This window comes from Sphaerisporangium sp. NBC_01403, from assembly GCF_045040145.1.
Classification (GTDB): domain Bacteria; phylum Actinomycetota; class Actinomycetes; order Streptosporangiales; family Streptosporangiaceae; genus Sphaerisporangium; species Sphaerisporangium viridialbum.
Genome location: NZ_CP109534.1, coordinates 3,905,181 through 3,932,136 on the forward strand (window position 1 = coordinate 3,905,181; position 26,956 = coordinate 3,932,136).

25 protein-coding genes are annotated in these 26,956 nt (G+C 68.6%); 3 read left to right on the plus strand and 22 right to left on the minus strand.

Annotation, left to right across the window (positions count from 1 at the left end; genetic code table 11):
* Positions 1–30: 30 nt before the first annotated feature.
* The 19 genes from OG589_RS17770 to OG589_RS17860 all read right to left on the minus strand — a co-directional run bounded on the left by OG589_RS17770 (position 31) and on the right by OG589_RS17860 (position 20,704).
* On the minus strand, positions 31–2,328 hold the full coding sequence (locus OG589_RS17770) for a heavy metal translocating P-type ATPase (RefSeq protein ID WP_405152063.1): 2,298 nt from the start codon (positions 2,326–2,328) through the stop codon (positions 31–33).
* 182 nt (positions 2,329–2,510) lie between these two features.
* Positions 2,511–2,732: a heavy-metal-associated domain-containing protein gene (locus OG589_RS17775; RefSeq protein WP_405150421.1), complete on the minus strand. Its 222-nt coding sequence runs from the start codon at positions 2,730–2,732 to the stop codon at positions 2,511–2,513.
* 54 nt (positions 2,733–2,786) lie between these two features.
* The gene (locus OG589_RS17780; protein ID WP_405150422.1) at positions 2,787–4,010 is read right to left on the minus strand and encodes a pyridoxal phosphate-dependent aminotransferase; all 1,224 of its coding nucleotides are present in this window, start codon (positions 4,008–4,010) and stop codon (positions 2,787–2,789) included.
* Between the two features lie 9 nt (positions 4,011–4,019).
* The gene (locus OG589_RS17785; protein WP_405150424.1) at positions 4,020–4,445 is read right to left on the minus strand and encodes a FixH family protein; all 426 of its coding nucleotides are present in this window, start codon (positions 4,443–4,445) and stop codon (positions 4,020–4,022) included.
* 29 nt (positions 4,446–4,474) lie between these two features.
* Complete coding sequence (locus OG589_RS17790) at positions 4,475–4,705, minus strand: hypothetical protein (protein WP_405150426.1); 231 nt, start codon at positions 4,703–4,705, stop codon at positions 4,475–4,477.
* A gap of 4 nt (positions 4,706–4,709) precedes the next feature.
* Positions 4,710–6,620, minus strand: a complete 1,911-nt coding sequence (locus OG589_RS17795; RefSeq protein ID WP_405150428.1) for an ABC transporter ATP-binding protein — start codon at positions 6,618–6,620, stop codon at positions 4,710–4,712.
* Positions 6,613–8,352 (minus strand): ABC transporter ATP-binding protein, encoded by a 1,740-nt coding sequence (locus OG589_RS17800; RefSeq protein ID WP_405150430.1) that lies wholly within the window; start codon positions 8,350–8,352, stop codon positions 6,613–6,615. Before OG589_RS17800 ends, OG589_RS17795 begins: the two co-directional genes overlap by 8 nt.
* Before the next feature lie 292 nt (positions 8,353–8,644).
* Positions 8,645–9,925 (minus strand): acetyl-CoA carboxylase biotin carboxylase subunit family protein, encoded by a 1,281-nt coding sequence (locus OG589_RS17805; protein ID WP_405150432.1) that lies wholly within the window; start codon positions 9,923–9,925, stop codon positions 8,645–8,647.
* Positions 9,926–9,961: 36 nt separating this feature from the next.
* Positions 9,962–11,179: an acetyl-CoA carboxylase biotin carboxylase subunit family protein gene (locus tag OG589_RS17810; RefSeq protein WP_405150433.1), complete on the minus strand. Its 1,218-nt coding sequence runs from the start codon at positions 11,177–11,179 to the stop codon at positions 9,962–9,964.
* Entirely contained in the window at positions 11,179–12,336 is a 1,158-nt protein-coding gene (locus OG589_RS17815) for a GNAT family N-acetyltransferase (RefSeq protein WP_405150435.1), read from the minus strand. Before OG589_RS17815 ends, OG589_RS17810 begins: the two co-directional genes overlap by 1 nt.
* 7 nt (positions 12,337–12,343) lie before the next feature.
* Positions 12,344–13,630 carry an acetyl-CoA carboxylase biotin carboxylase subunit family protein gene (locus OG589_RS17820; RefSeq protein ID WP_405150437.1) on the minus strand — a complete coding sequence of 429 codons (1,287 nt, stop codon included), beginning with the start codon at positions 13,628–13,630 and terminating at the stop codon, positions 12,344–12,346.
* A gap of 36 nt (positions 13,631–13,666) precedes the next feature.
* Complete coding sequence (locus OG589_RS17825; RefSeq protein ID WP_405150439.1) at positions 13,667–14,017, minus strand: carboxymuconolactone decarboxylase family protein; 351 nt, start codon at positions 14,015–14,017, stop codon at positions 13,667–13,669.
* A 9-nt stretch (positions 14,018–14,026) separates the two neighbouring features.
* The gene (locus tag OG589_RS17830) at positions 14,027–15,328 is read right to left on the minus strand and encodes a M28 family metallopeptidase (RefSeq protein WP_405150441.1); all 1,302 of its coding nucleotides are present in this window, start codon (positions 15,326–15,328) and stop codon (positions 14,027–14,029) included.
* A gap of 62 nt (positions 15,329–15,390) precedes the next feature.
* Positions 15,391–15,597: a hypothetical protein gene (locus OG589_RS17835; protein ID WP_405150443.1), complete on the minus strand. Its 207-nt coding sequence runs from the start codon at positions 15,595–15,597 to the stop codon at positions 15,391–15,393.
* A 137-nt stretch (positions 15,598–15,734) separates the two neighbouring features.
* A complete protein-coding gene (locus tag OG589_RS17840; protein ID WP_405150445.1) occupies positions 15,735–16,754 on the minus strand; it encodes an inorganic phosphate transporter in 1,020 nt (339 codons plus the stop codon).
* On the minus strand, positions 16,736–17,485 hold the full coding sequence (locus tag OG589_RS17845; protein ID WP_405150447.1) for a glutamine amidotransferase-related protein: 750 nt from the start codon (positions 17,483–17,485) through the stop codon (positions 16,736–16,738). The genes OG589_RS17840 and OG589_RS17845 overlap by 19 nt, the downstream gene beginning before the upstream one ends.
* Before the next feature lie 47 nt (positions 17,486–17,532).
* Positions 17,533–19,050, minus strand: a complete 1,518-nt coding sequence (gene gpmI / locus OG589_RS17850) for a 2,3-bisphosphoglycerate-independent phosphoglycerate mutase (RefSeq protein ID WP_405150449.1) — start codon at positions 19,048–19,050, stop codon at positions 17,533–17,535.
* Positions 19,047–20,372, minus strand: a complete 1,326-nt coding sequence (aroA, locus tag OG589_RS17855; protein ID WP_405150451.1) for a 3-phosphoshikimate 1-carboxyvinyltransferase — start codon at positions 20,370–20,372, stop codon at positions 19,047–19,049. The genes gpmI and aroA overlap by 4 nt, the downstream gene beginning before the upstream one ends.
* Positions 20,373–20,428: 56 nt before the next feature.
* Positions 20,429–20,704 (minus strand): hypothetical protein, encoded by a 276-nt coding sequence (locus OG589_RS17860; protein ID WP_405150453.1) that lies wholly within the window; start codon positions 20,702–20,704, stop codon positions 20,429–20,431.
* Positions 20,705–21,392: 688 nt separating this feature from the next.
* Between OG589_RS17860 and OG589_RS17865 the strand changes: the two genes are divergently transcribed.
* Positions 21,393–22,373 (plus strand): hypothetical protein, encoded by a 981-nt coding sequence (locus OG589_RS17865; RefSeq protein ID WP_405150455.1) that lies wholly within the window; start codon positions 21,393–21,395, stop codon positions 22,371–22,373.
* A 63-nt stretch (positions 22,374–22,436) separates the two neighbouring features.
* A complete protein-coding gene (locus OG589_RS17870; RefSeq protein WP_405150457.1) occupies positions 22,437–22,790 on the plus strand; it encodes an ArsR/SmtB family transcription factor in 354 nt (117 codons plus the stop codon).
* Between the two features lie 20 nt (positions 22,791–22,810).
* Here the strand turns inward: OG589_RS17870 and OG589_RS17875 are convergent, their stop codons facing one another.
* Positions 22,811–23,089: an ArsR/SmtB family transcription factor gene (locus OG589_RS17875; RefSeq protein ID WP_405150459.1), complete on the minus strand. Its 279-nt coding sequence runs from the start codon at positions 23,087–23,089 to the stop codon at positions 22,811–22,813.
* A gap of 308 nt (positions 23,090–23,397) precedes the next feature.
* Here OG589_RS17875 and OG589_RS17880 point away from each other — a divergent pair, with 308 nt between their 5' ends.
* A complete protein-coding gene (locus OG589_RS17880; RefSeq protein WP_405150461.1) occupies positions 23,398–24,162 on the plus strand; it encodes a class I SAM-dependent DNA methyltransferase in 765 nt (254 codons plus the stop codon).
* A gap of 90 nt (positions 24,163–24,252) precedes the next feature.
* Here the strand turns inward: OG589_RS17880 and OG589_RS17885 are convergent, their stop codons facing one another.
* Together OG589_RS17885 and OG589_RS17890 are read right to left on the minus strand one after the other, a co-directional pair.
* Positions 24,253–25,425: an MFS transporter gene (locus OG589_RS17885; RefSeq protein ID WP_405152064.1), complete on the minus strand. Its 1,173-nt coding sequence runs from the start codon at positions 25,423–25,425 to the stop codon at positions 24,253–24,255.
* 74 nt (positions 25,426–25,499) lie between these two features.
* Complete coding sequence (locus OG589_RS17890) at positions 25,500–26,912, minus strand: FAD-dependent oxidoreductase (RefSeq protein ID WP_405150463.1); 1,413 nt, start codon at positions 26,910–26,912, stop codon at positions 25,500–25,502.
* Positions 26,913–26,956 lie beyond the last annotated feature (44 nt).

Genomic DNA, 26,956 nt, shown 5'->3' on the forward strand with positions numbered 1-26,956 from the left:
CCACGGCGTGACCACTGCGACGGATCCCAGCTAGCTGTCCCCGCTCGCCGTGACCACCTGGAGTTCCCGATCCGGCTTCGGCTCACCGGGAGACACCGCCGCCACGGTCCCGCCCGGCGCCGGTGTCGCCGCGGAGGCCCGGAACCGGCGCAGTCGCAGGCTGTTGGTGAGCACGAACAGGCTCGACGCCGCCATCGCGGCCCCGGCGATCATCGGGTTCAGCAGGCCGAGCACGGCCAGGGGAACGGCGGCGACGTTGTAGGCGAAGGCCCAGAAGAGGTTGCCCTTGATCGTTCCGAGCGTACGCCGGGAGAGCCGGACCGCATCCGCCGCCGCGCGCAGGTCCCCGCGTATGAGGGTGATGTCCCCGGCCTCGATGGCGGCGTCCGTGCCCGTGCCCATGGCGATTCCCAGGTCGGCCTGAGCGAGGGCCGCGGCGTCGTTCACTCCGTCCCCGACCATCGCGACCACCCGCCCGTCCCGCTGAAGCCGCTTGATCACGGCGACCTTGTCGGCCGGCAGCACTTCGGATTCCACGTCGGCGATCCCGACCTGCCCGGCCACCGTCCGCGCTGCCCGCTTGTTGTCACCGGTCAGCAGGATCGGCTTGAGCCCGAGCCGCCGCAGCTGTTCCACGGCTTCCGCGCTGGTCGGTTTGACGGTGTCGGCGACGACGAGCATGCCTCGCACCCGCCCGTCCCAGCTGACGAGGACAGGTGTGAGACCGAGACTCTCCGCGTCGTCGTGACCTCGTCTCAACTCCGGCGGCGCCGGCATCTCGGCCTCCAGCCAGTGCGCCCGGCCGACGAGTACGGCCTTCCCGTCCACTTCACCTCGGACGCCCAGCCCGGCGCTGCCTTCGAAGCCGGCGATGGCGGGCAGCGCTCCGAAGCGATCCCAGGCGCCTGCTGCGATGGCCTTCGCTATCGGATGCTCCGAGGCGTTCTCCAGCGCACCGGCGAGCCGGAGCACCTCGTCGGCGTCCTCGCCGGGTCCCGCGACGACGTCCGACAGTCGCATGGAACCGGTGGTGACCGTTCCCGTCTTGTCGAGGACGATGGTGTCGATCCGCCTGGTCGACTCCAGGATCTCCGGGCCGCGGATGAGAATGCCCAGCTGGGCTCCGCGACCGGTACCCACCAGCAGCGCGGTCGGCGTCGCCAGTCCGAGCGCGCACGGGCAGGCGACGACCAGGACCGACACGGCGGCGGTCAGCGCGCCGGCGACGTCGAGGCCGTTGCCGAGCCAGAACCCGAAGGCGGCCATGGCCACCGCCACCACGATGGGGACGAACACCGCGGCCACCCGGTCGGCAAGTCGCTGGACGGGCGCCTTGCCGGCCTGTGCCTCGGTGACCAGCCGGGTTATCTGCGCGAGCTGGGTGTCGGCACCGACTCGGGCCGCCCGGACGATCAAACGTCCGCTGGTGTTCACGGTGGCGCCCACGACCGGGTCCTCCGGAGCCACCTCGACCGGCACGCTCTCACCGGTCAGCATGGAGGCGTCCACGGCGGAGGTGCCTTCGACGACGATCCCGTCGGTGGCGATCTTCTCGCCCGGCCGGACGATGAAGAGCTCTCCGACCGCGAGGCGCTCGACGGGCACGCGTACCTCGCGGCCGTTCCTGAACACCGCGACGTCCTTGGCGCCGAGCTCCAGCAGGGCACGCAGCGCCGCTCCTGCCTGACGCTTGGATCGGTGCTCGGCGTAACGCCCCGCGAGGATGAAGACGGTGAGGCTGGTGGCGACCTCGAGGTAGATGTGATGCAGCCCTTCACCTGCTGAGGGCCGCATCACGAACGGCATTCGCATGCCGGGAAGCCCCGCGTAGCCGAAGAACAGCGCGTAGACCGACCAGCCGAACGACGCGATCACGCCGAGCGATATGAGGGTGTCCATCGTGGCGGACCCGTACCGCAGGTTCTTCCAGGCCGCGACGTGGAACGGCCACGCGCCCCAGACCGCCACGGGTGCGGCCAGCGTCAACGAGAGCCACTGCCAGTAGTTGAACTGAAGCGGTGTGATCATCGCCATCGCGATGATCGGCACGGTGAGCGCCGCCGATATCACGAGCCGCCGGCGCTTGACGGCAAGCGCCTCCTCGTCGGAGCGCTCCTCGGGCACCGTGCTCTCCTCGGCCACGGGCTCGGGGTCGGGGAGAGCGGCGGTGTAGCCGAGGCGTTCCACCACGGCGATCAATTCGTCCACCGACACGCTGTCGTCGTACTCGACGTGCGCCTGCTCGATGGCCAGGTTCACCTCGGCCCGCACGCCGTCCATGCGGTTGAGCTTGCGTTCGATACGGGCCGAACACGAACCGCAGGTCATGCCGCCGATCAACAGCGTCACCTCTGACCGCGCCGCGAGCGTCGGAGCTGATCCGGACACAGGCTTGTCTCCTCTCGACCGCGCCTACAGCTCCACGGGAGGCACGAGGGTTCCCAGTAAGTAAGCGAGCACGAAGACCACGGCCAGCAGCGCCAGGAATCCCGCGACCTTGACGCTGCTCCTCACGACAGGACTCCGGCGAACCGGTATCCGCTCTTCTCCACTGCCGCCTGGATGGCCTCCTCGGAGACCGGGACATCGGTGGTGATCTGTACCCGGCCGGCCTTGGGGTCGATGTCGATGCCGTCGAGTCCCGGGATTGCGTCGTCGAGCGCGGTTCGCACGCGCTTGGCGCATCCGCCGCACGTCATGCCTTCGACCGCGTAAGTGGTGACGAGGCTCATAGCGTTGTTCCTTTCCAGCCGGGGCGCCCGGCGGGATCGCGATGTTGAGCGGGTTTACCGGCCGCCTGTGGTGACCGTGTTCTCAGGAGCGGCCGTCAGGAAGTTCTGGATGCGACTCAATGCCTCTCCCAGTACGCCGGGGGCGGCGACGTAGGAGATCCGGATGTGGTGAGGGGCGCCGAAGTCGGCGCCGGGCACGACCGCGACCCGAGCGGTTCGTAGGAGCTGATCCGCGAAGGTGGCGGCGCTGCTGATCGTCTCGCCGTGCGCGTCCAGCCCGTACGTGCCGGTCACGTCGACAAAGGCGAAGAACGCCCCCTTGGGCTCGACGGCGAGTCGCAACCCCGGGAGTTCGGACAGGCCTTCGCAGAGCAGACGCCGGCGCTCGTCCAGCGCGGACCTCCGCCGCTGGAGCTCTGCCACAGGCTCGTCGCGCAGCACCGCGAGGGCGGCATGCTGGGAGATCGACGACGCGGCTGAGGTCGTGTGCCCCTGCAGCGCGGCCATCGCGGAGACCACGGGTTCGGGTCCGGCGGCGAACCCCACCCGCCATCCCGTCATCGCGAAGGTCTTCGACAGGCCGCCGACCGTGACGGTCTGGGCCCGGACATCGTGGCCGAGCGAAGCGACGCTGGTGAACTGTGCGTCCTCGTAGACCAGATCCCCGTAGATCTCGTCGCTGACGATGGTGAGGCCGGCGCGTAGGGCCACCTCGGCCAGTGCCTCCAACTCCGCTCGCTCGTACACCACGCCCGTTGGATTCGACGGGCTGTTGACGAGCAGCACCTTGGTGCGCGGCGTGATCCGCTCGGCGACCGCCTGTGGCGTCATCTTGAAGCCGGTGTCAGGCCCGGTCGGGATGATCACGGGAGTGCCGCCGGCGAGCGTGACCATGTGCGGGAAGCTGACCCAGTGGGGCGCCTGGATGAGGACTTCGTCGCCCGGGTCGAGAAGTGTCATGAACGCGTTCGCGAGGGCCTGCTTGGCGCCGTTGGTGATGACGACTTCCTCGCCGAGGTGGGGAGCATTCCACGCCTGGGTCAGCCGTGCGGCGACGGCCTGGCGGAGTGGCGAGATACCGGCTACGGCCGTATATCTGGTGAAACCACTCGTTATCGCGTTGATGCCGCCATCGCATGCCTGGTCCGGCGTCGGGAAGTCGACCTCACCACTGGTGAGGTTGATGACGTCGACCCCGTCCTCGGCGAGCTGCTTGGCATGCGCGTCCAGTGCCGCTGTGCTTGATGGCGGCAACCGCGCCGCACGACGACTGAGCATGGTGTCCCCCTACTTGGCCTTGACGTCGAACCGCACGGCGGCCGGTGCGCCCGACCCTCGGCTGACCTGGACGTTCACCACCCAGACTCCTGACATGCCGAGCACGAGCCTGGACTCGTACGCGTCGCCGTTGCGGGTGGCCGACTGTTCCCCGCCGTGCATGTTCATGCTCGGCATGTCGTAGTTGACCTTCACAGCGGCGTCCTGGACGAGGGCACCCGCGGAGTCCTTGATGGTGACCTGTGCAGTGGTGGCCGTCCCTCCCTGGGCGGGGCACGGACTCGTGGTGAACTGCACCGTGAGACCGGCGCTCTGCTTCTGGGTCAGGCACGCGGCGGGTGACGTGGTGTCGTCAGCCCTGCTCTGTGCGCAGCCCGCCACGGTCGCGGCCAGGACGATCGTGGCCGCCACAGCGTGAAGTGAGCGCCTGCTCATCGGTTCCCTCCTCGTCCATTGGCGCGGTGCTATCCGCAGCATGAGCTCTTAGCGACGGGGGCGGATTCGGCGTCCTTGGCGGCGTCCTCGGCGGGCTTGGGTCCGCAACAGGAGCTCTTCGCGGCCGGGGCGGCCTTGGTCTCGGCGGCGGGCTTGGGGCCACAGCACGAGCTCTTCGCCTCCGCCTTGGCGGTGGGCAGCGGCTCGCTCTGGGCGGCCGACCAGAACAGCTGACCGAGGCTCTGTTCGGTGACAGACATGGGGTTACTTCCTTCCAGCGGGTTGTACGACGGTTTCTCCGGTTTGGACTTTGCACAGCTCGGCGAGCCTGCTGTCACCCGTGAGAAGCTCCACGGGTCTGCCGGACTCGACGATCCGGCCCTCCTCGACGACGAACACGCGGTCGAGGTCTTCGACGAGAGAGAGCCAGTGCGCGACGACCACGGCGGTGCGGCCTTCCAGCAGCCGCCGGATCGCCGCGAGCACGATTCGCTGACGGGCCGGGTCGACGCTGGACACGGCCTCGTCGAGGATGATCACTCTGGGGTCCGCGAGCATGGCCCGCGCGAGGGCGACGAGCTGCCGTTCGCCGACGGACAGCCGCGCTCCGCGCTCTCCTACCTTGGTCTGGTAGCCGTCACCCAGCTCGTCGATCACCTCGTCCGCGCCCACCGCCCGAGCGGCCTCGATGACCTGCTCATCGGTGGCATCCGGCCGGCCGAACCTGATGTTCTCCGCCACGGTCCCGTCGAAGAGCTGGGCCTCCTGGGTGACCAGCAGAACCTGGGTACGTACGGACGACTTGGTCGCCTGCGACAGGTCGTGGCCGTCGACGCGTATCGCGCCTGAGGTCGGCGTGTAGAACCTGACCAGGAGCTGCATGAGCGTGCTCTTGCCCGCGCCGCTGGCGCCGACGACTCCGATGTGCTCCCCGGCGTGAGCCTCCAGCGACACGTCGTGCAGGACCTCGGTCCCGTCGCCGTAGGCGAAGCTCACCTGGTCGATCTCCAGGTGACCCTGGACCTCGGGCAGCGGCTCGCCGGTGTCCTCCTCTTCTGGCAGGTCCAGCACTTCGAGGATGCGCTGTGCCGACACGGCCATGTCCGAGGCCTGGCCCAGCTGGTTCGCGACGTCCCTCACCGGGTTGAGCATCCGCTTGGAGAACAGCGCGAACGCGGCCAGCGTGCCGGCGGCCAGCGCCGCGCCCTGGGCCATGCCCATCGAGGCCATCATCGTGTTGGTGCCCAGCAGCATCCAGGTCATCGGCATCATGCCGGCGGCCATGTCGAAGAAGAAGCCCGACCCGAGCTGATGGCCGTTGATGATCTGGAGTCCGCCGAAGAAGATCAGCAGTGCCAGGGCGATGTGGACGGTGAAGCCGAGGTACGACGTGAGCCACAGCCGCTTCGTCGACAGCCTGTTGTGGACGACGGTGTACTCGGCGGACCGCCGCTCCAGGTCGGCCATGACGCTGTCTTCCTGGCCGAAGGCGCGGACGTCGGCGAGCCCGTCGATGCGCTGGTTCAGGTAGCCGACCATGCTGTCCCACCCCTCGCGCTGGCGCTGGGTGTCGGACTTGAGATACCGGGTCCAGCGCAGGGCGACGAACACCATGATCGGGATGACGACGAGCGTCGGCAGGGCCACGCCGGGACTGAGCGCGAGCAGGAACACCGCGAAGGCGATGAACCAAAAGATGCTCTGCACGAGCTCCATGCCGGTCTTGGTGAGGAATCCGCGGAACCGCTCGGCCTCGAACAGGACCCGGGTGACCCAGGTCCCGCTGGCCTGGGAGACATGACGCGACAGCTGGACGTTGTGCAGCCGCGCGACGAGGTCGTTCCGGAGGGTCACGGTGATCCGCTCGTTGACGCGGATCATCGCGATGTTGTAGGTGATGCGGATGATGTTGTCCAGCACGGCGAGGACGATCAGGTTGATCGCCGTTCCCGCGACGGCCTGCATGTTGCCGGTGACGATATGACCCACACCGATCATGACGGTGTACATCTGCGCGATCGTCAGAACGGAGCTGAGGATGGTGACCAGGGTCGCCACCGCGAGCCAGCCCACGTGGGGGCGCAGGTAGGGGAGGAACCGCCGGACCGCCCGGCGTAGCGTCTGGTTGACCTCGCCCGGCTCAAGGACCGTCTCAACCGAAGCCGGCTCAGCCATTGCCCTGGCCCCCTTCCGGCATGCCGGCGGGCGCGAGCGGCCGTACGGCCGGATCAGCGTCACCGGCCGTCTCTTCCGGCGACAGGGTCTCCGGAGCCACGAGCAGGCCGTTTTTGAGCGCGATGACGCGGTCGACGTATCGGGCGACCGCGAGTTGCTGGGTCGCGATGATGAGGGTTCTGCCTCGCTGGACCCGCACGATGGTGTCGAGCAGCTCCGCCTCGGTTTCGGCGTCGAGGTTCGCGGTGGGGTTGTCCAGGAACAGGACCGCCGGGTCGACGAGCAGCACCCGCGCGAGGCCGACGCGCTGTCGCTCCCCCGCGGAGAGGTCCACGGCGTTGGCGGCCAGCTCGCGTGAGAGGGGGAACTCCCCCAGGCCTGCGGCAGTCGCCGCTTCGGCGACCTCTTCGGCGGTGGCGTCGGGCCGGGCGAAGCGGATGTTGTCCTCGAGCGTTCCCTCGAAGATCCACTGCCGTTGCGGCAGGCACACCACCTGCCGCCGGACCGACTCCAGGTCGTACTCCCGGATGTCGGTGCCGTCGTAGGCGACGACTCCCGAATGGGCGTCGCGCAGGCGGGAGAGGGCGTGCAGCAGGGTCGTCTTGCCGCCACCGGTGGGTCCGACCAGGGCGATCGCCTCACCGGCCTTCACGACCAGGCTCACGTCGTTGACGACCAGCCGTTCACCGATCTGGACGACGAGGTTGGTGGCGGACAGCGCCCCGGTGGGAGCCGGCATGGGACGGGTGCCGGGTCGTAGCGTCAGCACGGAGGGCGCGTCGACGATCCGCAGCAGTCGCTGAGCGATCACCACCGAGCGAAAGATCCCGTTCGCGTGCATGGTCACCATGTGCATGCTCATCTGGACCATCATGATCAGTGCGGTCAGGGCCACCAGGCTGCCCACGGTGAGCCGGCCATCCACGACCGCGCTTCCGCCCAGCCACAGGGCGATCGGCGTCGGCAGGGCGCCGACGACGTTGAGGGCCGCCTCCCACCGGCTGTAGGTGGTCTTCATGCTGCCCCTGCGGGCGGAGAGCTCTTCGTTGATCTTGTGGAGCCGGTCGGAGGCGGCGTCCTCGCGGCCGAACGACTTCACCACGCCGATGTTCGACAGGGACTCCCCGACTCCGGACAGCAGGTTCGTGAACTGGCCTTTGACGTCGACGAACACCTTCTGAAGGCGTCCCTGCACGGTCAGGTTGCCGAGAATCACGATCACCAGGGGAAGCGAGGCCACGATCGTGGTGCGGACGTCGATGAACAGCGCCACCACGTACATCACCGAGGTGACCAGGAGCTGGTTGAACAGCTCCAGCAGGCCACCGTTCGTCAGCCCGCGGACGAAGACCGCGTCGGAGACCAGACGGGTCAGCGCCCGGCCTCCGGACGCCTCCGCCGTGTCGGCGGGACCCAGTTGGAGGAGCTTACGGAACAGATCGTGGCGCAGATCATTGACGGCCCTGCTGGCGACGTTGAAGCGAAGCTGCTTGCCGAGGTGGAGCAGGGCCGCGGAGGCCGCGCCGACGGCGAGGACACCAAGAGCGATCATGAGCAGCAGGCCGGGGTCACCACCGAGGACACCGGTGTCGATCGCCACACGGATGATCAGGGGTACGGCGATGCTGCTCAGCAGCCCGGCCAGCATGGTGGCCGTGGCCAGGATCATCGCACCGCGGTAGCGAAGCGGATATCCGTAGATGAAACGGAGCGCGTGAAGTGACTCTTTCACTTCCCTCTTCCTTCCGGCCTACCCCTGACGTGCGGCACGGTCGCGCCCATCAGGACGCGGACCGCGCCTGGTTACACGTACTGGCCCTGGCTAGTCGCAGCAGGCACACGCGCAGCTGCATTCGGCGCCGTCTTCGGCGGCGTCCTCGATACCGCTGGTCTCGCAGCAGCCCGAGCCGATCATGTCTTCCGCCATGACACCCTCCTCGCTGATTTGGTAATTCCAAGATTATCGAATCAGATCGGCTGACCTCAGTCAAGAGGTCGTGCGGACGCGGTCACGCCCTGAAGTCTCAGCAGCAGGAGGTGTGCGGTTTCGCTACCTCGTCCTCGGCGTTCTCCAGCGGTTCCACGCGTAGGTCCAGCCGCTCCATGATCCGCTCGTAGTCGCGGGAGACCTCTTCCTGGCTGCCGCCCACCACGACGACGCGGCCGAACGCCCCGCCCCGTGGGTGGTTGATCGCCAGGACGGCCTCTCCCGGTCTCACGTCGATCTCGACCAGAGGCGCCACCGGCGACTCCAGCCCGGTGACGTCATGGAGCGCCTGCTCCCGGTACCACAGCCTCCCTTCCTCCTCGAAGACGACGCTGCGGTACAGGCCGATCGCGGCACTCGGCTCGTCCGGCTCCATCTGCCGGCCGAGAGCGGCCTCCACCGCCACCAGCGTCGGCTCGTACCCGGTGGTCGCCGCGATCAGCGCGACACCCTGCCCTCCGGCCACACGCGGGTTGATCTCGACGATCCTGGGTCCGGACTCGGTGAGGATGAACTGCAGCAACGCCACCCAGTCGTCCAGGCCAACGGCGGCCAGAGTCAGCTTCGTCAGCTCGTCGAGCTGCGAGAGCTCGCTCTGGTCCAGGACACTGGGGAACCACCCTCCCAGCTTGACGAACTTCGGGGGCGGGCCGACCTCGCCGTCGAAGACGAACAGAACCTTCGTCTCACCGGCCGTGCGGCTGGCGAACACGCCGATCTCGCGGCCGATCAGGTACTCCTCGACCAGCGCGCTGTCACGGCCGCCGTCGATGATGTCCGCGACGGCCTGCGAGACCTCGTCGGTGGTGGCGCAGTGCATCAGTCCCGCGGCGCTTGAGGCGTCCCTGGGCTTGACGATGACGGGCAGGCCGATCTCCTTCGCGGCCGTGATCCCCTGCTCGGGGCTGTAGACGATCAGGTGCCGCGTGACCGCGATGCCGGCCTCGGCCAGCCGGATGTGCGTGGCCGCCTTGTCGTTACAGTTCCGGGCGGCTTCGGCCGTGATGCCGGTGGTCAGTCCCAGCCGCTCGCGGAGCACGCCTGCCAGCGGGACGAGGCGGTCGACCTGGGTGACCACCGCGTCGAACGGCCGGATCGCGTGCACCCGCCGGACCTGGTCCACCACCGCGTCCCAGTCGTCGAAGTCGACCTCGATCGGGATGTCCGCCGCCGCCATGAGCTCGAACGGCATGGACTCGTCGGCGAACCCCACCTCGTAGTCGGTCCGTTCCTTGAGCATCCTGACGGTGCGCTGTCCGCCCAGGACGAGCACGCGCGTCCGCTCTGCCCTCTCGTGCGATACCGCGTTGTCTGACACGTGTAGGTCACCATCCTCATGTGGGCACCACGTGCCCTATGCGCTGGTCTGGTCGACGCGCAGCCGCAGTGCGTCGGCGACACGCTGGTACGCGGGCGCCAACTCGGCCTCCGAGTCGGCATAGATCACGATCCGGCCGTACACTCCGCCGTCGAGATGATCGACGGGAAGCACCTCTTCCCCCGGCTCGACGTCCATCGAGACGACGGGGGATACGGTGCCCTCACCGGCCTCCGCGAGCGCCCGGGCGTCGTAGCCGACGGCGCCGGCCACGTCGAAGGTCACGCAGCGGTACCTCGCATAGCCGGCCACCGGCGCCCGCCGGGTCACGGGCCGGCCGAGTACCACCTCGACCGCGGCCCGTACCATGTCCACGCCGGAGACGGCTTCGGTGACCGCGCACAGCAGTCCACCGGGCGGGCGTGCGCTGACATTGATCACGATTGGGCCCGATCGGCCGAACCGGACCTGCGTGTGCGCGATGCCGCTGTCGAAACCGAGCACCCGCAGGGCCTCTCCCACGAACCGGCCCAAGGCCTCTTCGCCCTGATCGCCCAGCCCGCTTGGGAAGTCGTAGCCGGTCTCGACCGGTCGCGCCCCGGTCGCCGAGTGCTGCGCGAGTATGCTGATCACTTCGGTGACTCCGGCGCTCGTGACCGTCTGTACGGCGTACTCCGGGCCGTCGACGAACTCCTCGACCAGCAGGTTCGGGTTCGCCTCCCCGTGCAACGCGGTGACCGCTCCCGCGACCTCCCCTGGGGTCCGGCACAGCAGGGTGCCGCGGCCTCCGGCGGCGGTGATCTTCTTCACCAGGACGGGGTATCCCAGCCGCCGTGCTGCGGCCTCCGCCTCGTCCGGGTCCCCGACGACGGCGTACGCCGGCCCGGCGATGCCGCCTCCTTCGAGGGTCAGCCGCATCCGGAGCTTGTTGTCGCAGTTCAGTGCCGCCGGCAACGCGAGTCCTGCCACATCGAGGCGAGCGGCGAGATAGCTGGCCAGGGGAAGGTAGGGATCGTAGACGCTGAGCACCGCGTCGAGAGGCCGCGCGTCGTGGAGCCACCGGACCGCCGCCTCGGTTCCCGGCCAGTCGTCGAGGTCGAGGTCCATCGGCACGTCTACCGCACAGGCGAGGTCGATCGGCGTCGGATCCCCGAGGAGGACCGTACGGACGTCCATCGCCGCCATCACGTCCACGACCCTGCGGCCCGATACGCACACGACGCTCGGCCGGCCGTCACTGATCGGTTCGGGCATCAGCAGCACCTGCTCACTACTTCGAGCCCGTCCGGCGAACCCTGGCCGCGGACCTCCAGTACCCGGCACCACGCGTGCAGCAGCGCGTCGTGGCGCCGGTCCGCCGCCTTCACCACCAGGAACAGCGGTGTGCCCACGGTGCCGTACCGGCGTTTGATCGGCGCATTGCCCCGGCCGAGGTTGAGCACGCGGGTGTCGGACCTGATCGCGGCTTCGATGGTGTGCGCCAGCATCGAGTGGTAGGGCTCGAACGAGGAGTAGCGCGCGGTCTGGAGCCCGGCGATCCACAACGACCACTCCGAACCGAACTGCCATCCGGCGAACATGGCCAGGACCTCACCCGTCTCGTCGGCGGCGACAATGGTCCTCTCGTAAGCCCGAAGATGCCGGCGAAGGGCACGGAGATAGCCTTCGGGGAACACGTCGACCGGCGTGCCATGCTCGTGGAGCAGGGCATGCGTGAGCCGCACCATCGTGTCGGCGTCCGGTGGGCTCTCGGCGATGACCAGGCCCTCCGCGCGCTGACGCTGCTCACGCCACAGCTTGCGCCGACGGCGGCCCGGCAACGTGTTCCAGTACTCCCCCGGGGTCGAGAAGGTCGTGTCGAGCTGGTAGGCCGTGGTCATGTGCGCCGCCGCGTATCCCTGGCCCAGCAGCCATCCGGCCAGGCCGTCGGCGGGGGCGTTCGCGATTCCCCAGGCCCACGCGTCCAGTGCGGACGCGGCACGTTCGAGACCGGCGACCAGCGCCCGCGCGGCGTTCCGATGGCCAGGTAGCGCCAGGGGCCCGCCGCGCAGTCCCGCGAGGCTGTGCGCGAGCAGGACAGGGCCGGTCCCCCGCAGGGCGGCAGGTGCTCCGAGGGACATCGCGTAGTCCAGGCGCGGGCACTCGTGCACCAGGTAGGCCGGGCATACGCCCACCAGCTCATCACCCGAGTACGCCAGCAGATGCGCGGGTTCGAACACCCCCGGGGGCGCCTCCTCGAATGCGGCGAGCCATTCCCAGGCGTGGAAGACGGCACCGTCACCGCGGCGAACCACGTCGTTCCAGAGATCCCGGTCGATCTCGGCTACCCCGCGGGCCAGCTCCACGCGATATTCGCCGGCCGGTTCGCCGAGTACCCGGGGGCCCATCAGTGTGGTCGTACGACTTGTCATGGTCACCTCAGCAGCACGACTTGAATTCACGGCTGTCCGATCCCGACCAGCTGAGGTCATCAAGGCGGTTCACCTGGAGCCCGAGCGCCTCCCGGATCCGGTGGACCCCGTCGGCGACCTCTCCCGACGAGTGTCCGAAGACGACGATCCGGCCGTACACCCCGCCTTCCGGATGGTCCATCGGCAGCACGGGCTCACCCGGCGAGACCTCGATCTCGACGATCGGCGGCGGTGTGCCCCGGAAACCGGAGACGTCGATTCCCGTCCGGTACGTCACGAACCCCGGCTCGTCGAAGACGACGCTGCTGTACAGGGCGTGGGTGGCCCGCGGCTGCTCGACGGTGACCGGCAGCCCGAGCGCGAGCTGCGAGACCGCCCTGGTCATGTCGACCCCGGACACCGCCGTGGTCATCTCCACCAGCCGGCCGCCCGGACGTCGCGCGTTGACCTCGACGATCCGGAATCCAGCCGGGCCCAGGCGCACCTGGGTGTGGCTGATCCAGTCGGTGACCCCGAGTGCCGCCAGTGCTGACGTGACGACTTCGGACAGCGCCGTACGGTCGCTGTCGCCGAGGCCGCTCGGATGCTCGTAACCGATCTCTACGAAGATCGGCGGCTCGGTCATGTGCTGCCGGAAGACGCTCAGCACGCGCGTCCGCCCATTCTGCGTCAGAGTCTGCACGGCGTACTCGGGCCCGTCTATGTACTCCTCGATCAGTACGCCTACCTGCGTTCCCGGCCCGGGATCCTCCAGGATGGCGTCCGCCGCCCGCCGGACCTCGTCCAGGGTGAGACAGCGCCGCACGCCGAAGGCACCGGCCCCGTCCCTCGGCTTGACCACCACTGGCAGCCCGACCTCGGAGGCGACCCGGACCGCGCTGTCCACATCGCCGGCGAGCCCGAATCCTGGTACGGGAAGTCCTGCCTCACGTAGCCGGTTCCGGGTGCGCCACTTGTCACGGCAGTTCCACGCCGCTTCCACGGTCAGCCCTCTCGGGTCGGGCAGCAGTTGCCCGGAGAGGTGAGCCATCAACGGGATCCGGGGCTCCACATGTGTCAGGACGGCGGCAGGTGGAGCCCCGTCGAGTTGGCCCCTGATCACTTTGGACACGAGGTCCCAGTCGTCGACGTCCACGTCGATCGGCACATCGGCCCAGGGCATGCAGTGCAGCGGCACGCGCCGGTCCAGGTGGAGGATCCGGTAGCCGAGCTCGCGCAGCAGGGCGAACTCCCGTTCGGCACGGCCGCCGATGAGGACGACGGTGTCCGCCGGGGTCTTGCCGTCGCCTGTCATCGGCGCTCCGTTCCTTGGCGATGGTGCGGACGGCCTCTAGCAGCAGGTGTTCGCCTTCTTGGCGGGTGCGGCCGCGGCGGTCTGAGCGGGGCGCTGGAGCGCGTCGAGCTTCAGTACCTCGACGATGCCGGCGACCTGGCCGATCTCCTCGTTCCCCAGGCCTATCTGCTTGGCCGCCGCGAGGAACGAACGCACCGTCTCCTCCCTGCCCAGCAACAAGGCGGCGGCCAGCGCCACCGCGGCTCGGGCCTTGGGGTCCAGGGCTCCGCCGTCGAAGACCGAGTTGAAGAAGCTCTGGTAGCTGGCGGAGAAGTCGGCGTGGCTGTCCCGCACCTCGGGGGCGAGCTGGATGAGCTGGGTGGAAATGTTCGGCGCTGCGGTCGCCATCGTTACTCCTTATGCGATGTTGGCGTTGTGTTGTGAGCCCGGATGGCCCAGGTTCTTCTGGTGGCCGGTCTCCCGCGTGGCATCGGTGGCCAGGCGGGCGACGGTGACCAGCAGCAGGCGACCTGCCATGCGCAGAGCGCTCGGCTCGATGCGGTCAGGGGTGTCCAGCGGGGAGTGGTAATGGGCCGCTCCCAGGCCGAGCCCGACCGCGGGCAGTCCGGCCGACGCGTACTGCCGGTTGTCGGACGCCACCGGTCCGGCGGCCAGCGGGATCCCCAGCATGCGTCCCGCCTGGTCCAGGACGTCCCTGATCGTGCTCGTCTCCGGCCCGAGGTCGGCGGCCACCGCGCCGTTGAACTTCCCCGCCATGTCCAGGTTGACGACATCGGGCCTATAACCGGCGGCGACGAGGCTTCTCGCGTGGTGCCGGGAACCTCGGGCACCGACCTCTTCCGCGTCGAGCGCGGCGAAGACGATGGGACGTGCGGCCCTGAATCGCTGGGCGACCAGCGTCCGGGCGGCCTCCAGCAGCACGGCCGTCCCGCTGGCGTTGTCACCGGCGCAGGGAAAGTGCCGCTCGGGATCGGCGCCGACACCGTCGTAGTGTGCGGTGACCAGGACCGGCCGGTTGGAAAGAGCCGGCTCGCTGCCTGGCAGGACGACGATGACGTTGGTTCCCGTCACGGCTCCGCGCCGCAGGGGGACGAGCGCCCTCAGCGTGCTTCCGTCCATTTCTGCCAGGTGGTCGGACCGGACGGCGATGACAGGCAACTCCACCGGCGCGTCACCGATCACCCGCTTGGTCAGGAAACCGGACGCGTCGGGTGTCTGCGGCGTCAGCAGGCCGAGCCCACCGGCGACGTGCAGCGAGGCGGCGAGCCTGGCGAAGGCGTCACCCTGGGGAACACGGTCGATGCTGGTCCAGGTCCCGGTCCGGGGGGTTCCGTCCCACCGTGCGACCGGACCCTCCACGGCGGCGTACATGGGAGCCGAGCGAGGATGTTCGGCGTAGTCGCGCCGGTGTTCGAGCGAGCCCGACAGCCGCGGGCCTTTGACGGTGAACACGGGCGGAGAGTCCAGTCTGAACACCCCGGCCACCGGGAACGTCTGCCGGCTCGGCTCCAGTCCGAGAGCGCGCAGCTCGGTGAGGACCAGCTCGGTGGCCAGGTCGTGGCCCGGCGTACCGACCCCACGGCCGGAAAGCGTCTCCGCGCAGAGCGCCCGCAGGACCGCCATCGCCCGTGACTCGTCGAACGCGTCGGCCAGTGCCCTGAGCCGCTCGTCCATCTCGGGCTGGGCGGTCTTGGTCATGGGGTTCGGGCCTTCCTCGCGCTGTCGTGGCCGGTGCACCGGGCTGTGGGTTCGCCGCTCGCCTAGCCGCAGCAGCTACTGCCGGTCTCGGCGGGCTCACCGCAGCAGCCGCTGCCGCTGTCCTCCTCCTCGGCCAGCTTGAGCAGGACCAGCTCGGCCGGGGCGGCGGCCGGTCCGGAGGCCGGTTCGCCACAGCACCCGGTGGCGACCGCGGCCGCGTCCTGCGCGGTGCCGGAAATGAATCCACCCGTGCTCTGTCGCTCACCCATGGCTTCTGCCCCTCCGTGGTGGATGTTGATTTGATAAATCCTTATTTAGGAGATCATCGAATCATGACGGCTGTCAATGGGGTGAAAGCAAGAGGTTGCACTCGGAAGGCCGCCGGAGTCCTCCGGCGGCCCAGGCATCAGGTGAGCAGCAGATACGCGCCCGCTGCGACGGCGGCACCGACGGGTGGCGTGCAGAGCCAGGCGATCAGGAGATCGCGGACCGTCTTCTTGTTGAGGCGGGACAGGTCGTTGGCCGCGATGCCGGAAATGGCGCCCGCCGACACCTGCGTAGTGGACATGGGCAGACCCAGGGTCGCGCCCAACCCGACCAGAGCCGCCGTGGTGAGGTTCGCGGTGAACCCTTCCACGTGTGGAATCTTGATCACCGAGTAGGCGAGCCGATCGGCGATGCGGGACCCGGCGACGAGGCCGCCGATCGCCATGGCGGCGGTGACGGCGAAGAGCAGAGTGGTCGGCGTCATGCCGCCCACCAGGGCGAAGGAGCCGATCGCCACGATCTTCGGCGCGTCGTTGAGCCCGCGGGCGAAGCTGGCGAGGCCGCTGGTGGTCCAGTGAGCTACGCCGATCGCCTTCTGCGCCGTGGTCACCTCGCTCGGCGCCGTGAGCGTCGCGGCTCCCCCTTCCCCGTACTCGCCGACGTGGGCCTTCCTGGCGGCCGACATCGCCACGACCTTGCGTGTGATCATGCCGAGTACCGCCGAGATCGCGTACGCCACGAGAATGCTGAGAAGCAGCGGTACCACGACCTTCATGACCAGCCCGTTCCACTGGACGGCACTGCTCGCGAACAGGCTGCCCGCTCCAAGGAGCGCCCCGACCAGCGCGTGGGTGGTGGACACCGGGAGTTTGAGTATGGTCGCGACGACGACCCAGAACACCGTGCCGGTGAGCACCGCGACCGCGAAGGCCGGAGTCGGGCTGGCGGAGACGATGCCCTTGGAGAACAGGGCGGTCATCTTCGAGGCGAGCGTCAGTGACACCAGACAGCCGAGCGCGGTGGCGATGGTTCCCCACACGATGGCCGTACGGACCTTGGTGACGCCCGCGCCGGCGAGCGTGGCGACGCCCTTGGGCACGTCGTTCGCGCCGTTGGCCGCGGCGAGCGCCACGACGAGGATCAGGACGAGGACTTCCATGTGGCAGCAGCCTCCAGCGTTGTCGGGGGGTTGGGGGCGGTGGTCTCGCCGTGCCGGGTCGCGGCGGCGACGAAGGCCTCGATGAGGGGGTGAACCGAATCGGGCGTCGAGGAGAGCTCCGGCTGGAACAGGGTGCCGATGAAGAAGGGATGATCGGCGAGTTCGATCGCTCGGGGCGCCTTCTCGGCGTCCCAGCCGCTGATCACCAGAGAGCTCTGCTCGATGAGGTCGACATAGTCGGGATTGAGGCCGTACTTGCAGTGGAAGGTCTCGACCGTCTGTTCCGCGTGCGCGTAGACGGACGCGAGCCGGCTACCGTCCCCGAGGTGAAGCGACGACCGCTCCCCCGCCAGCGAACAACACAGGGCCGTGATCAGTGGGGTTTCGGCGTCGGGGTCGTACTGCACGTCGTCGGCGTGGGCCAGGCCCAGCACGTTACGCGCGTACTCGATCAAGGCGTGCTGGAAGCCGCCGCACGTACCCAGATACGGGATGCCGGTCTCTCGGGCGAGCCGGACGGCCAGCAGTACACCGTCCTTGGAGGCGTATGGCGAGCCGGGAATCACCCAGAGCCCCGAGTACCCGGCGAGGGTCTCCGAGCCGCTGATGCTTTCGCTGGGAACCCAGTCGACCTGGGCGTCCAGATGGGGAATGAGAGCTTCCAGACGGGGATGGGCCGGCACCTTGGAGCTACGATCTCCGATCAGCGCGATGCGGGGCCGCTCGGTCATTGGGCGTTCTCCTCCTGAATGCTGGCTCCAGGCGCGGAGCCTCGTGGTCACACAAGGGGTCTGCCTGTCATGACGTCGCCGGGGGGATGCCCGAGCAAGGCCAGGACGGTGGGTGCGACGTCGGCGAGGGTGCCGTCGGCGGGTAGCCGGTCCGTTCTCCCCTGGGGAGCCACCAGGAGAAGCGGTACGGGATTGGTGGTGTGGCCGCCGTAGGGCCGTGGACCGCCGTCGGAGCCGGGCCGCAGCATCTGCTCGGCGTTCCCGTGGTCACCGACCAGAAGAACCCAGCGGCCGGTGTCGCGGGCGACGGCGCAGATCCGCCCCACCGCGTCATCGGTGTGCTCGACGGCCAGCACGGTGGCCCTGTTGTCGCCGGTGTGCCCGACCACGTCGATGTTGGCGAGGTTGGCTACGACCAGGGCCACATCGGTGCGGCGGGCGGCGTCCGCCACGGCGTCCACGACGCGGGGCAGATTCATCTCCGGGCGGGACTGGTAGTCCGGTGGAGCGTCACCGGCGATCCTCACGTGCTCCTCCACGGCGCGGACCCGTTCGTCGCGGCCGTTGAGGTAGTAGGTGACGTGCTCGAACTTCTCGCTTTCCGCGATACGGACCGACCGCAGTCCATGCCGCTCAAGCTCGTCCGCGAGGCCTCCCGACGCGTCCGCGCGGTCCACGAGCGGCGGGATGGTCGCCCGGGTGTCGTACCGGGCGAGGCTCAGTACGGTGACCCCGCGCGGTTCCAGGTGTGTCACCAGGAAGTCGGCGAGCTGCTGGATGCGATCGCTGCGGAAGTTGGTGAACAGCACCGCGTCGCCATCGCGCACGGTGCCGAGTGGCAGGTCGCCGGCATCGGTCACGACGCTCGGACGGGTCCAGACATCGCTCTGCTCGGGCCCGTCGAGGGCGTCACGCGCGTGCGCCACTCTGATGCCTGCACCGTCGGCCATCGCCAGCGCGGCCGCCCGGGTCAGCTCCAGGTCCCCGCTCTTGTCCAGCGCATAGCCGCGCCCGACCACGCTGGCTATGCGGCCGACGCCCGCCTCCGCCGCGAACTTCTCCACCCGATCCAGGCCGGCGGCGGCGGTCCCGTCCGCGACGTCACGGCCATCGGTGATCGCGTGTACCCATACGTCGCGCACACCGCCCGCGGCCGCCACCCTCAGCAACTCGCGCAGGTGGTCGACATGGGCGTGGATCTGGCCGTCCGAGCAGAGCCCGATGAGGTGGAGCGCTCGCCCGCTCACGGCGAGCTCGGCGCACACGCCCGTCAGCAACGGGTTGGCCGCAAGGGCGCCGCTGTCGATCGCCTGCCGCACCAGCAGGCTGTCGTACGGCAGCGGGCGGCCGGCGCCGATCACCATGTGGCCTATCTCGGAGTTGCCGACCGTTCCGGGCAGCAGTCCGACGGCTTCGCCGGACGCCTGCACCAGGGTCGCGGGGTACTCGGCGGCCAGCGCGTCGAGGTGGGGTGTCACCGCCTGGCTGAGCGCGTTGCCCGGCGCGGGCGGCGCGTGCCCCCACCCGTCCAGCACCAGCAGGATCCCACGTGTGGCCGTGCTCATCGGGTCGACATCCCATCGGGGTAGAGCGTGTCGAGGGTCTGCCAGAAGGTCGGGAACGACTTGGCGACGCACCCGGGATCCCGGATCACCACGCCTTCGGTCCGGAGTCCCGCGATCGCGAAGCACATCGCGATGCGGTGGTCGTCGTAGGTGTCGATGACCGCGCCGGTCGGCGTGCCGCCGGTGATGGTCATCGCGTCCGGGTGCTCCTCGACGGCGATGCCCATCTTGCGGAGCTCGGTGGTGACGGCCGCGATGCGGTCGCATTCCTTGACCCGCAGGCTCGCGATGTTGCTGATGTGCGTCGTACCTCGGGCGAAGGCCGCGACCACCGCCAGGGTCGGCACCACGTCGGGCATGCTCTCCATGTCGATCTCGATGCCGCGCAGCTCGCCGCCCCTGAGAGTGATCGCGTTGTCGCCGAAGGACGCCGTGCATCCCATGCGCACCAGCGCGTCGACCAGGCCGACGTCGCCCTGATGGGAATCCGCGCCGATGCCCGGGATCGTGACCCGGCCACCGAGTACGGCCGCCGCCGCCAGGAGGTAGGACATACCGGAGGCGTCCGGCTCGACGGTGACCGCGCCGCCGCGGAAGCTCTGCCCGGAGGGGACGGTGAAGCGGGTGTACCCGTCCCGCTTGATCTGCACGCCCATCTCGGCCAGCGCGGCGATGGTCATCTCGACGTACGGCTTGGAGATGAGGTCGTCGACGATGGTGATCTCCACGTCGCCGGCGGCACGCACGGAGTTGATCAGCAGGCTGGAGGTGAACTGGCTGCTCACCGCACCACTGATCTGCGTCGCGCCGCCGCGGAACGAGCCACCCGTGACCGCGATCGGAGGTGATCCGTTACCCCGGACGCTGACCGCCTGGACCCCGAGGGCGGGCAGCGCCACCAGCAGGTCGCCCATCGGGCGCTCCTGCATCCGCTTGTTGCCGGTGATCGTGGTCACGCCGGAGGCGTGGCCGGCCATGGAGATCAGGAAGCGGAGCGGGGTCCCCGCCCCGCCCATGAAGATCTCTTGCGACGGAGCCCGCATGGGTTCGCCCGTCGGCGTGACGTGGATGACCTCCCCCACCTCATCGATGTCCACGCGCACGTGCCCCAGGGCCTCGATCCCCCGGGAGAAGTACACGGTGTCGTCGGAGACGAGCGCGTTCTCCAGCGTCGTCTCCTGCCCGGACAGTGACGCGATCGCGAGATACCGGTTCGTGTAGCTCTTGGAGCCGAGGACCTTCACGTCGGCGTCGACGGCGGGCAATGGCCGCACGGTGAGTTCGGCTGCCTTACGACGGGGGTCAGGGGTGGCTGAAGCCATTGTGCTCTCCTCGGGAAATGTCCTTCTGGCGCTGAGCAGGAGATTGGATTGCCGCGCTACGGGTGCTTGCACAGCACCCAGCCACGAAGGGCCGGTGAGTTGTCCAGGGCCCGCCGACAGAGGCGGACGGCCGCGGCGTTGGCCTGGGCCGGGCCCGGACTCCGGTGAAAGAACGTGAGGTCGACTCGATCCGGGCTCGCCTCGGAATGGAGATGTTCCAGATAGTCGGCCGGAACGGCCGTGGCCCACAGAATGTCGGTCACAAGCTCGGCTTCGAGCCAACGCCGGGCGGCCGTCTCGGTCGCGGTCAGCGTTAGCGTGGCCATATACATCAGATCTTCTTCGGCGTCCTCAGGTCGAGTCGCGGCCGAAAGCGGACGCCGAATTGGGGGAAAATTCTTCGTCGGTGGTCCGGAAATCGCGGCAGATTCGACGCCCGCCGTAGACCATTGCCATTGGAATTCCCGTTCAGGAACCGATGCCGTCGCACGGCACTACTCTTATGTTTACCGCCGTCTCATGAAAGTGGTCGGACCAGGCAGCAAGTTGCCCGGCAACTTGGTGCCAGGCGAGGGGTTGCCGTCGGCTCTTCTCTTGGCGACCGATCTCGCTGCGGGCAGCGAGATCGACGCCGGCCAGGCATCAGGCCGCATGACAGCGACGCAGGTGCACGGCCGATCGGCAACCTGACGGCGAGATGGGCGAGCCCACGGCGTTGAGCTTCGGCCAGAAAGTCAAGTAGTCCTATCGCCATATCTACGGACCAAGGTGAATCATCGGTGAACGGCGGCCAGGGTCGCGTGGACGGAAACACAATCGGTGACAATCGGTCACTCGCTGAGTTCTGGTCGCAGATGCCGGGCTGCCGGGCGAGCGCAAGTCCATACCCCTCCCGCATAGGACGTGGCTCTAACGCCTCAAGCGGAGGGGCATCGACCGTCCAAGTGATATGACATAGACAGTCGTAGTTCCGTGCTATTTAATGATCCTCGTCGTGCATTGGGTGCTATGGGGGATAGTGTGCTTCAGCAATGGGGCTTGGATGTCCATGCCGATGCCATCTACCGCTTGGTGCTGACCCAGAAGGAGTGGGGCATCACAGAGATCGCCACACAGCTGGGCATCTCCGAGACGTATGTCCGGAGCACCATCGACAGGCTGGTGGAGCTCTCGCTGTTACGTCGATCCTCCGGCACGTTGCGTCCCGGCAGTCCGAGCGTCGCGTTCCACTCTCTGCTGCAGCGTCAGCGGGCGGACCTGATGCGCCGCCAGGAGGAGTTCGTCGCGGCGGAGCATGCGGTCAATCGCCTGATCAGTGAGTACAGCGAGTTGTGCGCGGTCGGCGCGCGCCACGAGTGCGACTCACTCCAGAGCGTGGAGGCGGTTCGGGCCCGTATCGAGACCCTGGCCCACTGGGCGGGTTCCGAGTGCCTGTCGTTCATGCCAGGCGGCGCGCAGTCACCCGAGAGCCTGGAAGCGAGCCGGCCTCTGGACGACGCGCTCCTGGAACGTGGGCTCCGCGTGCGCACGGTGTATCTGGACAGCGCCTGCAACGACGCTCCAACGCTCACCTACGCACGCTGGTTGAGCGAGCGGGGAGGCGAGGTGCGCACGATACCGACCCTTCCCCTGCGTATCGTCATCTTCGATCGTGAAGTGGCGCTGATCCCCCTCGACCCCGAGTCCAGCAAGAAAGGGGCCGTCGAGGTCTGCGGCGAGGGGATCATCACGGCGCTCGTCGCCCTGTTCGAGCACATCTGGGACTCGGCAGCGCCGTTCGGCACGGACCAGCGCCGATGCGAGAACAGTGTGACGATGCAGGAGCGGGAATTGCTCCGGCTCCTCGGTCAGGGCTTCACCGACGAGGCCGCGAGCAAGAAGCTGGGAATCGGGCTCCGCACCCACCGCCGCATGGTGGCCGACCTGATGGATCGGCTGGGCGCGAGAAGCCGGTTCGAGGCCGGCGTGAAGGCCGTGGAAAAGGGATGGCTTACAGTATGAACTGCCCAGACGTGTCCACATATCGCCATTGCCGCCCGTCTAGAAGACTGTCAAGATAGGCGCGTGTCTAAGCAGGGTTGCTCAGGAGCGGAGATCTGTTGTCCGCCGCTCGCGGCAGCGCCGGTGGACGTGGACCAGGCGGCGGAAGTCGCGGCGGCGTTCAAGGCACTGTCCGATCCGGTACGGGTGCGGCTGTTGTCGCTGATCGCCTCACACCCCGGCGGCGAAGCGTACGTGAACACCCTCACCTCGGCGTTCGACCTCACCGGCCCGACGATCTCACACCATCTCAGAGTGCTGCGGAAAGCCGGGCTCATCGACTGCCAGCGACGGGGCACATGGGTGTTCTACTGGGTGGTGCCCACGGCTCTGGAGCGATTGAGTGAAGTGCTGACCGTGCCCGCCAGGAGAACCTGAGCGGATATCCCGACCGGTCGCTATCTGGCGGCTCCCGCCAGGTCGGATGCGGCCAGCAGCGCGGAGAGCTGGCGAAGGCGTTCACGGATCGGCCGGTAGTACACCCAGGTCCCGCGGCGGTCATGATCCACCAGGCCGGCCTCACGCAGCAGCTTCAAGTGATAGGAGACGGTGGGGGCCGCGACGTCGAACAGATCAGTCAGATCGCATACGCAGACCTCCCCGTCAGGATGAGCCGCGATCAAAGACAGCAGCCGCAGCCGGACCGGATCACCCAGGGCCTTGAACACCTTGGCCATGTCGACCGCGTGAGCGGGGTCCAGCGGAACGGACTCGATCGGAGCACAGCAACCCTTGGATGGCGAGACACCTGCGGGTTCCGGTGTCACTCCCGTCTTTGACATAGCTCTATATTGACACCTGTCTAACTATTGGGCAACCTGACCTGCGCCGGTTTTGCCGCAAGGCGCCCCGAAGGCGAACCGGCCGCCCTCACTCGCGGTCATTGACACTGTCGAATAATTCGATGATCATATAAATAGGGTGTTTTCGAATCAAGAGGCTACGTGCACATCTCACAAGACGCCGGCCCTGAAGGGATCACACTGTGACGACCGAGGCATACGTCGACCTGCACGCCAAGATCTACGACGAGTTCTGGAGCTTCTATCCGACGCGGATCGCGAGGGCGCTTCTGCGACTGCACCTCACGGTGATGCCCGACGCCCCGCGCCGAGTCCTTGATGTCGGTTGTGGCACCGGTATCGTCGCTGGACGTTTCCGCAAGGAGGGCTATCAGATCATCGGTTTGGACATCTCGAAGGCGATGCTGGCGCGGGCGCGGGCGCGCTTCCACGGCGCCGGAGACCAGGTCACGCTGATCCATGCCGACGCCACCGACTTCACCTTGCCGGAACAGGTCCCGTTCGCCTTCTCCACGTACGACATTCCGAACCACCTCAGGAACCTCGACCAGGTCGCGTCCTATTTAAGAGCCGTCTACCGCGCGGTGGAGCCCGGCGGCATGTTCGCCTTCGACCTGACCACCGCCAAGGGACTCGACGCCATGAACCGGATCTGGATCAAGGATGAGAAGTCCGCGATGTTCCTTTTCCGTGGCGCCATGAACCAAGAGGAGGGCCGCGGGTTCTTCCGGATCTCGGGAGTGGTACGTGCGGACGACGGCCGCTACGACCGTTTCGAGTCCACGATCGTCAACACCGCCCATGCCGTCGCGGACGTGGCGAAGCTGGTTGAGGATGCCGGCTGGACCGGCTTCCACATCGGAACGCCCGACCACCCGCTCACCTCGGTCGAACACCCCGAGGACGAGGATCGCGTCCTTTTCGTAGCCCATAAGGCCAGTGCCTGAGCGGACAGGGACCGCCGGATCAGCCCGAGGATGTCGCCGGCATCGGTCCGCACGGCCAAACCCGTCTCGGTCCGGCGTACGGCCGGCACCTTAGTTCGAGGGACCTCCAACTTTATGGGCACCACGTTGATATGCCACCAGGAAGGCGCCCGCGAGGAGACAGCACACCGCCGACGCGATCATGACGGGTGTGTAGCCGGCCTTGGTGGCGATGGCCGCGGCCCCAAGGGGCGCCGCCGCTTTCGCCACCGTCGCCGGGAGGGCGACGTTCCCGGCCAGCGTCGCGTAAACCTCGGTGCCGTACCGATCGGCCAGCAGGGCGGGGCGGGCGATGGTTCCCACACCGAAGCCGAGACCGAACAGCAGCACACAACCCACCGCGCCCGTCACGCTGCCACCGAGCAACGGAAGCGACACCACCGCGACTCCCTGCAGGACGAACACCCCTGCGGTGATGAGGGCCGTGGGGCCGCGGCGCCGCAGTGCCGAGGTGATCAGCCGCCCGGTCACCGACAGCACGCCGAGCAGCCCCGCCACCGTCGCGGCGAAGGCAGGTGCGTGTCCAAGCCGCACGAGGTAGGCGACCAGGTGGACGGCGATCACGGCGACCACCCCGCTGTTCGCGGTGAAGGCTGTCGCGAGCAGCCAGAAGCTCGGCTCACGTCGCGCCGCCCGCACGACCCCGGCCTGGTCGACCTGCCGGGGAACCTCATGGGCACGAACACGACGGCGCAGTACCAGGCCGTGCAGCGGCACCGCCGCGATGCCGTAGACGAGGGCGAGAACGACCAAGGCGCCGCGCCAGCCGTACCGCTCCACGAGGAGGCCGGTCAGCGGCAAGAAGATCGAGGAGGCGAAGCCGGCCACGATGGTGAGCGCGAGCAGTGCTGTGTCGCGTCGACGGGACCCGAACCAGGCCACCACGACCGCGAAGGCGGGTTCGTAGAGCACCATCGCCGACGCCAGCCCGATGGCGACGAAGACCGCGTACAGCTGGGGCAGGGTTTCGGCACGTGACCACGCCAGCACCGCCAGCGTGCCGAGGACCGAACCGGTGGTCATCACCCCGCGCCCGCCGTGGCGGTCCAGCCGCCGGCCGACCCACGGCGCCGCCAAGGCGGTCACCAGCACGGCGATGGTGAGCGCCGCGGCGATCTCCGTGCCGCCGGCGTGGAGATCGTGTTGCATCGGCGTGAGGAACACCGAGAACGCGTAGTACAGCACGCCGTAGCCGATGGTCTGAGTGACGGCCAAGGCTCCCACCATGCGCCACCCGTACCACCGTGAAGGGTCGCCGCCCCCGGACGCGGGAGTGGCGACCCTCTCGGGCGCGGTCATCAACCGCAGCAGCCGCCGCCGGTGCCGGTGGACACGAGAGGCAGGGACGTGGCGAGCAGGCCGCCGCGTATCCCGGTGTCGAGTCCGGCCTTGGCGTCCTGGGCCTCGGCGAGGTCGGAGGAGCAGACCCCGGTCTCCGGCAGGTCGAGCTGGACGTCACGAGCGGCGTCCCAGTCGCCGGCGAGGGCGGCCACCACGGAACGGACCTGCTCGTAGCCCGTGGCCATCAGGAACGTCGGCGCGCGGCCGTAGCTCTTGACGCCGACTGCGTAGTAGCCCGTCTCGGGATGGGAGAGCTCGTCCACCCCGTGCGGAGGCACGGTGCCACAGGAGTGATGGTTGGGGTCGATCAGCGGGGCGAGCCGCCGCGTCGAGCCGACGATCGGGTCCAGGTCCAGCCGCAGCTCGGCGGCGATGGAGTGGTCGGGCCGGTAGCCGGTCGCGGCGATGATCCGGTCGGCGACGACGCGCTGTTCCGCACCGGAAGGGTCACGGCTGGTCACCTCGACGCCGCCCGCCGTCGCCTTGACGGTGTGCGTGTAGAAGCCGGTGAGCAGGCGGACGCTGCCCGCTTCGACGAGAGCGCGGACGCGAGTGCCGAGTGAGCCGCGAGCGGGCAGGGCGTCGGCGGCGCCACCGCCGTAGGTGCGGCTCGGGTTCCCGGCTCGGACCGCCCAGGTGATCTGTGTGCCTGGGACATCCTGGGCGAGCCGCGCGAGACCGAGCAGGGTGGTCGCCGCCGAGTGGCCGGCGCCGACGACCAGCGTGTGCCTGCCTGCGTACAGCTCGCGCTCGGCGCCGAGCACGTCGGGGAGCGCGTGGTCGATCAGCTCGCCGGCGGCGTGCTCACCATGCGCGGGCAGGCCGCTGGCACCCAGCACATTGGGGGCGGCGTAGGTGCCGGAGGCATCGATGACCGCCTTCGCCAGGAGTTCCCCTCCGTCGGCGAGGCGGATGAGGAACGGCACGTTCTCGCGGCCCGCCGTACGAAGCCGGTCGTACCCCAGCCGGCTGATCCCGGTCACTCGCGCGCCCAGCCGCAGCCGGGAAGCGATGGCGGGATGATTCGCCAGCGGCGCGAGGTACTGATCGACCAGCTCGGCGCCGGTCGGCAGCCACTCAGGATCCGGCGGGACCCAGCCTTCGGCTTCGAGCAGGCGGCGGGCGGCGGAGTCGATGTTGTAGCGCCATGGGCTGAAGACCCGCACGTGACCCCATTGCGCCACCGAGGCGCCGGCCTGCGGTCCGGCCTCCACAAGCAGGAAGTCGAGGCCCTGCTCGGCAAGGTGCGCCGCCGCGGCCATGCCGACCGGGCCCGCGCCGATCACCACGACCGGAGGCTCGGTCGCGCTCACAGGTGATACCGCCTGCGCCGGCTCGACGGCCGACGGGCCGCAACATCCACCGCTCATGCCTCTTCTCCTATACGTGGATCCCTTGGATAAACAGTCGTCTA

Excerpts from the sequence above, each read along its gene's own strand:
- OG589_RS17790 (WP_405150426.1), bottom strand. The coding sequence starts at position 4,705 with ATGTCTGTCACCGAACAGAGCCTCGGTCAGCTGTTCTGGTCGGCCGCC.
- gpmI (WP_405150449.1), bottom strand. The coding sequence starts at position 19,050 with ATGAGCACGGCCACACGTGGGATCCTGCTGGTGCTGGACGGGTGGGGG.
- OG589_RS17820 (WP_405150437.1), bottom strand. The coding sequence starts at position 13,630 with ATGACAGGCGACGGCAAGACCCCGGCGGACACCGTCGTCCTCATCGGC.
- OG589_RS17780 (WP_405150422.1), bottom strand. The coding sequence starts at position 4,010 with ATGCTCAGTCGTCGTGCGGCGCGGTTGCCGCCATCAAGCACAGCGGCA.
- OG589_RS17835 (WP_405150443.1), bottom strand. The coding sequence starts at position 15,597 with ATGGGTGAGCGACAGAGCACGGGTGGATTCATTTCCGGCACCGCGCAG.
- OG589_RS17845 (WP_405150447.1), bottom strand. The coding sequence starts at position 17,485 with ATGACCGAGCGGCCCCGCATCGCGCTGATCGGAGATCGTAGCTCCAAG.
- aroA (WP_405150451.1), bottom strand. The coding sequence starts at position 20,372 with ATGGCTTCAGCCACCCCTGACCCCCGTCGTAAGGCAGCCGAACTCACC.
- OG589_RS17815 (WP_405150435.1), bottom strand. The coding sequence starts at position 12,336 with ATGACAAGTCGTACGACCACACTGATGGGCCCCCGGGTACTCGGCGAA.
- OG589_RS17890 (WP_405150463.1), bottom strand. The coding sequence starts at position 26,912 with ATGAGCGGTGGATGTTGCGGCCCGTCGGCCGTCGAGCCGGCGCAGGCG.
- OG589_RS17775 (WP_405150421.1), bottom strand. The coding sequence starts at position 2,732 with ATGAGCCTCGTCACCACTTACGCGGTCGAAGGCATGACGTGCGGCGGA.
- OG589_RS17840 (WP_405150445.1), bottom strand. The coding sequence starts at position 16,754 with ATGGAAGTCCTCGTCCTGATCCTCGTCGTGGCGCTCGCCGCGGCCAAC.
- OG589_RS17875 (WP_405150459.1), bottom strand. The coding sequence starts at position 23,089 with ATGGCCAAGGTGTTCAAGGCCCTGGGTGATCCGGTCCGGCTGCGGCTG.
- OG589_RS17810 (WP_405150433.1), bottom strand. The coding sequence starts at position 11,179 with ATGCCCGAACCGATCAGTGACGGCCGGCCGAGCGTCGTGTGCGTATCG.
- OG589_RS17825 (WP_405150439.1), bottom strand. The coding sequence starts at position 14,017 with ATGGCGACCGCAGCGCCGAACATTTCCACCCAGCTCATCCAGCTCGCC.
- OG589_RS17785 (WP_405150424.1), bottom strand. The coding sequence starts at position 4,445 with ATGAGCAGGCGCTCACTTCACGCTGTGGCGGCCACGATCGTCCTGGCC.
- OG589_RS17795 (WP_405150428.1), bottom strand. The coding sequence starts at position 6,620 with ATGGCTGAGCCGGCTTCGGTTGAGACGGTCCTTGAGCCGGGCGAGGTC.
- OG589_RS17770 (WP_405152063.1), bottom strand. The coding sequence starts at position 2,328 with ATGACCTGCGGTTCGTGTTCGGCCCGTATCGAACGCAAGCTCAACCGC.
- OG589_RS17860 (WP_405150453.1), bottom strand. The coding sequence starts at position 20,704 with ATGTATATGGCCACGCTAACGCTGACCGCGACCGAGACGGCCGCCCGG.
- OG589_RS17830 (WP_405150441.1), bottom strand. The coding sequence starts at position 15,328 with ATGACCAAGACCGCCCAGCCCGAGATGGACGAGCGGCTCAGGGCACTG.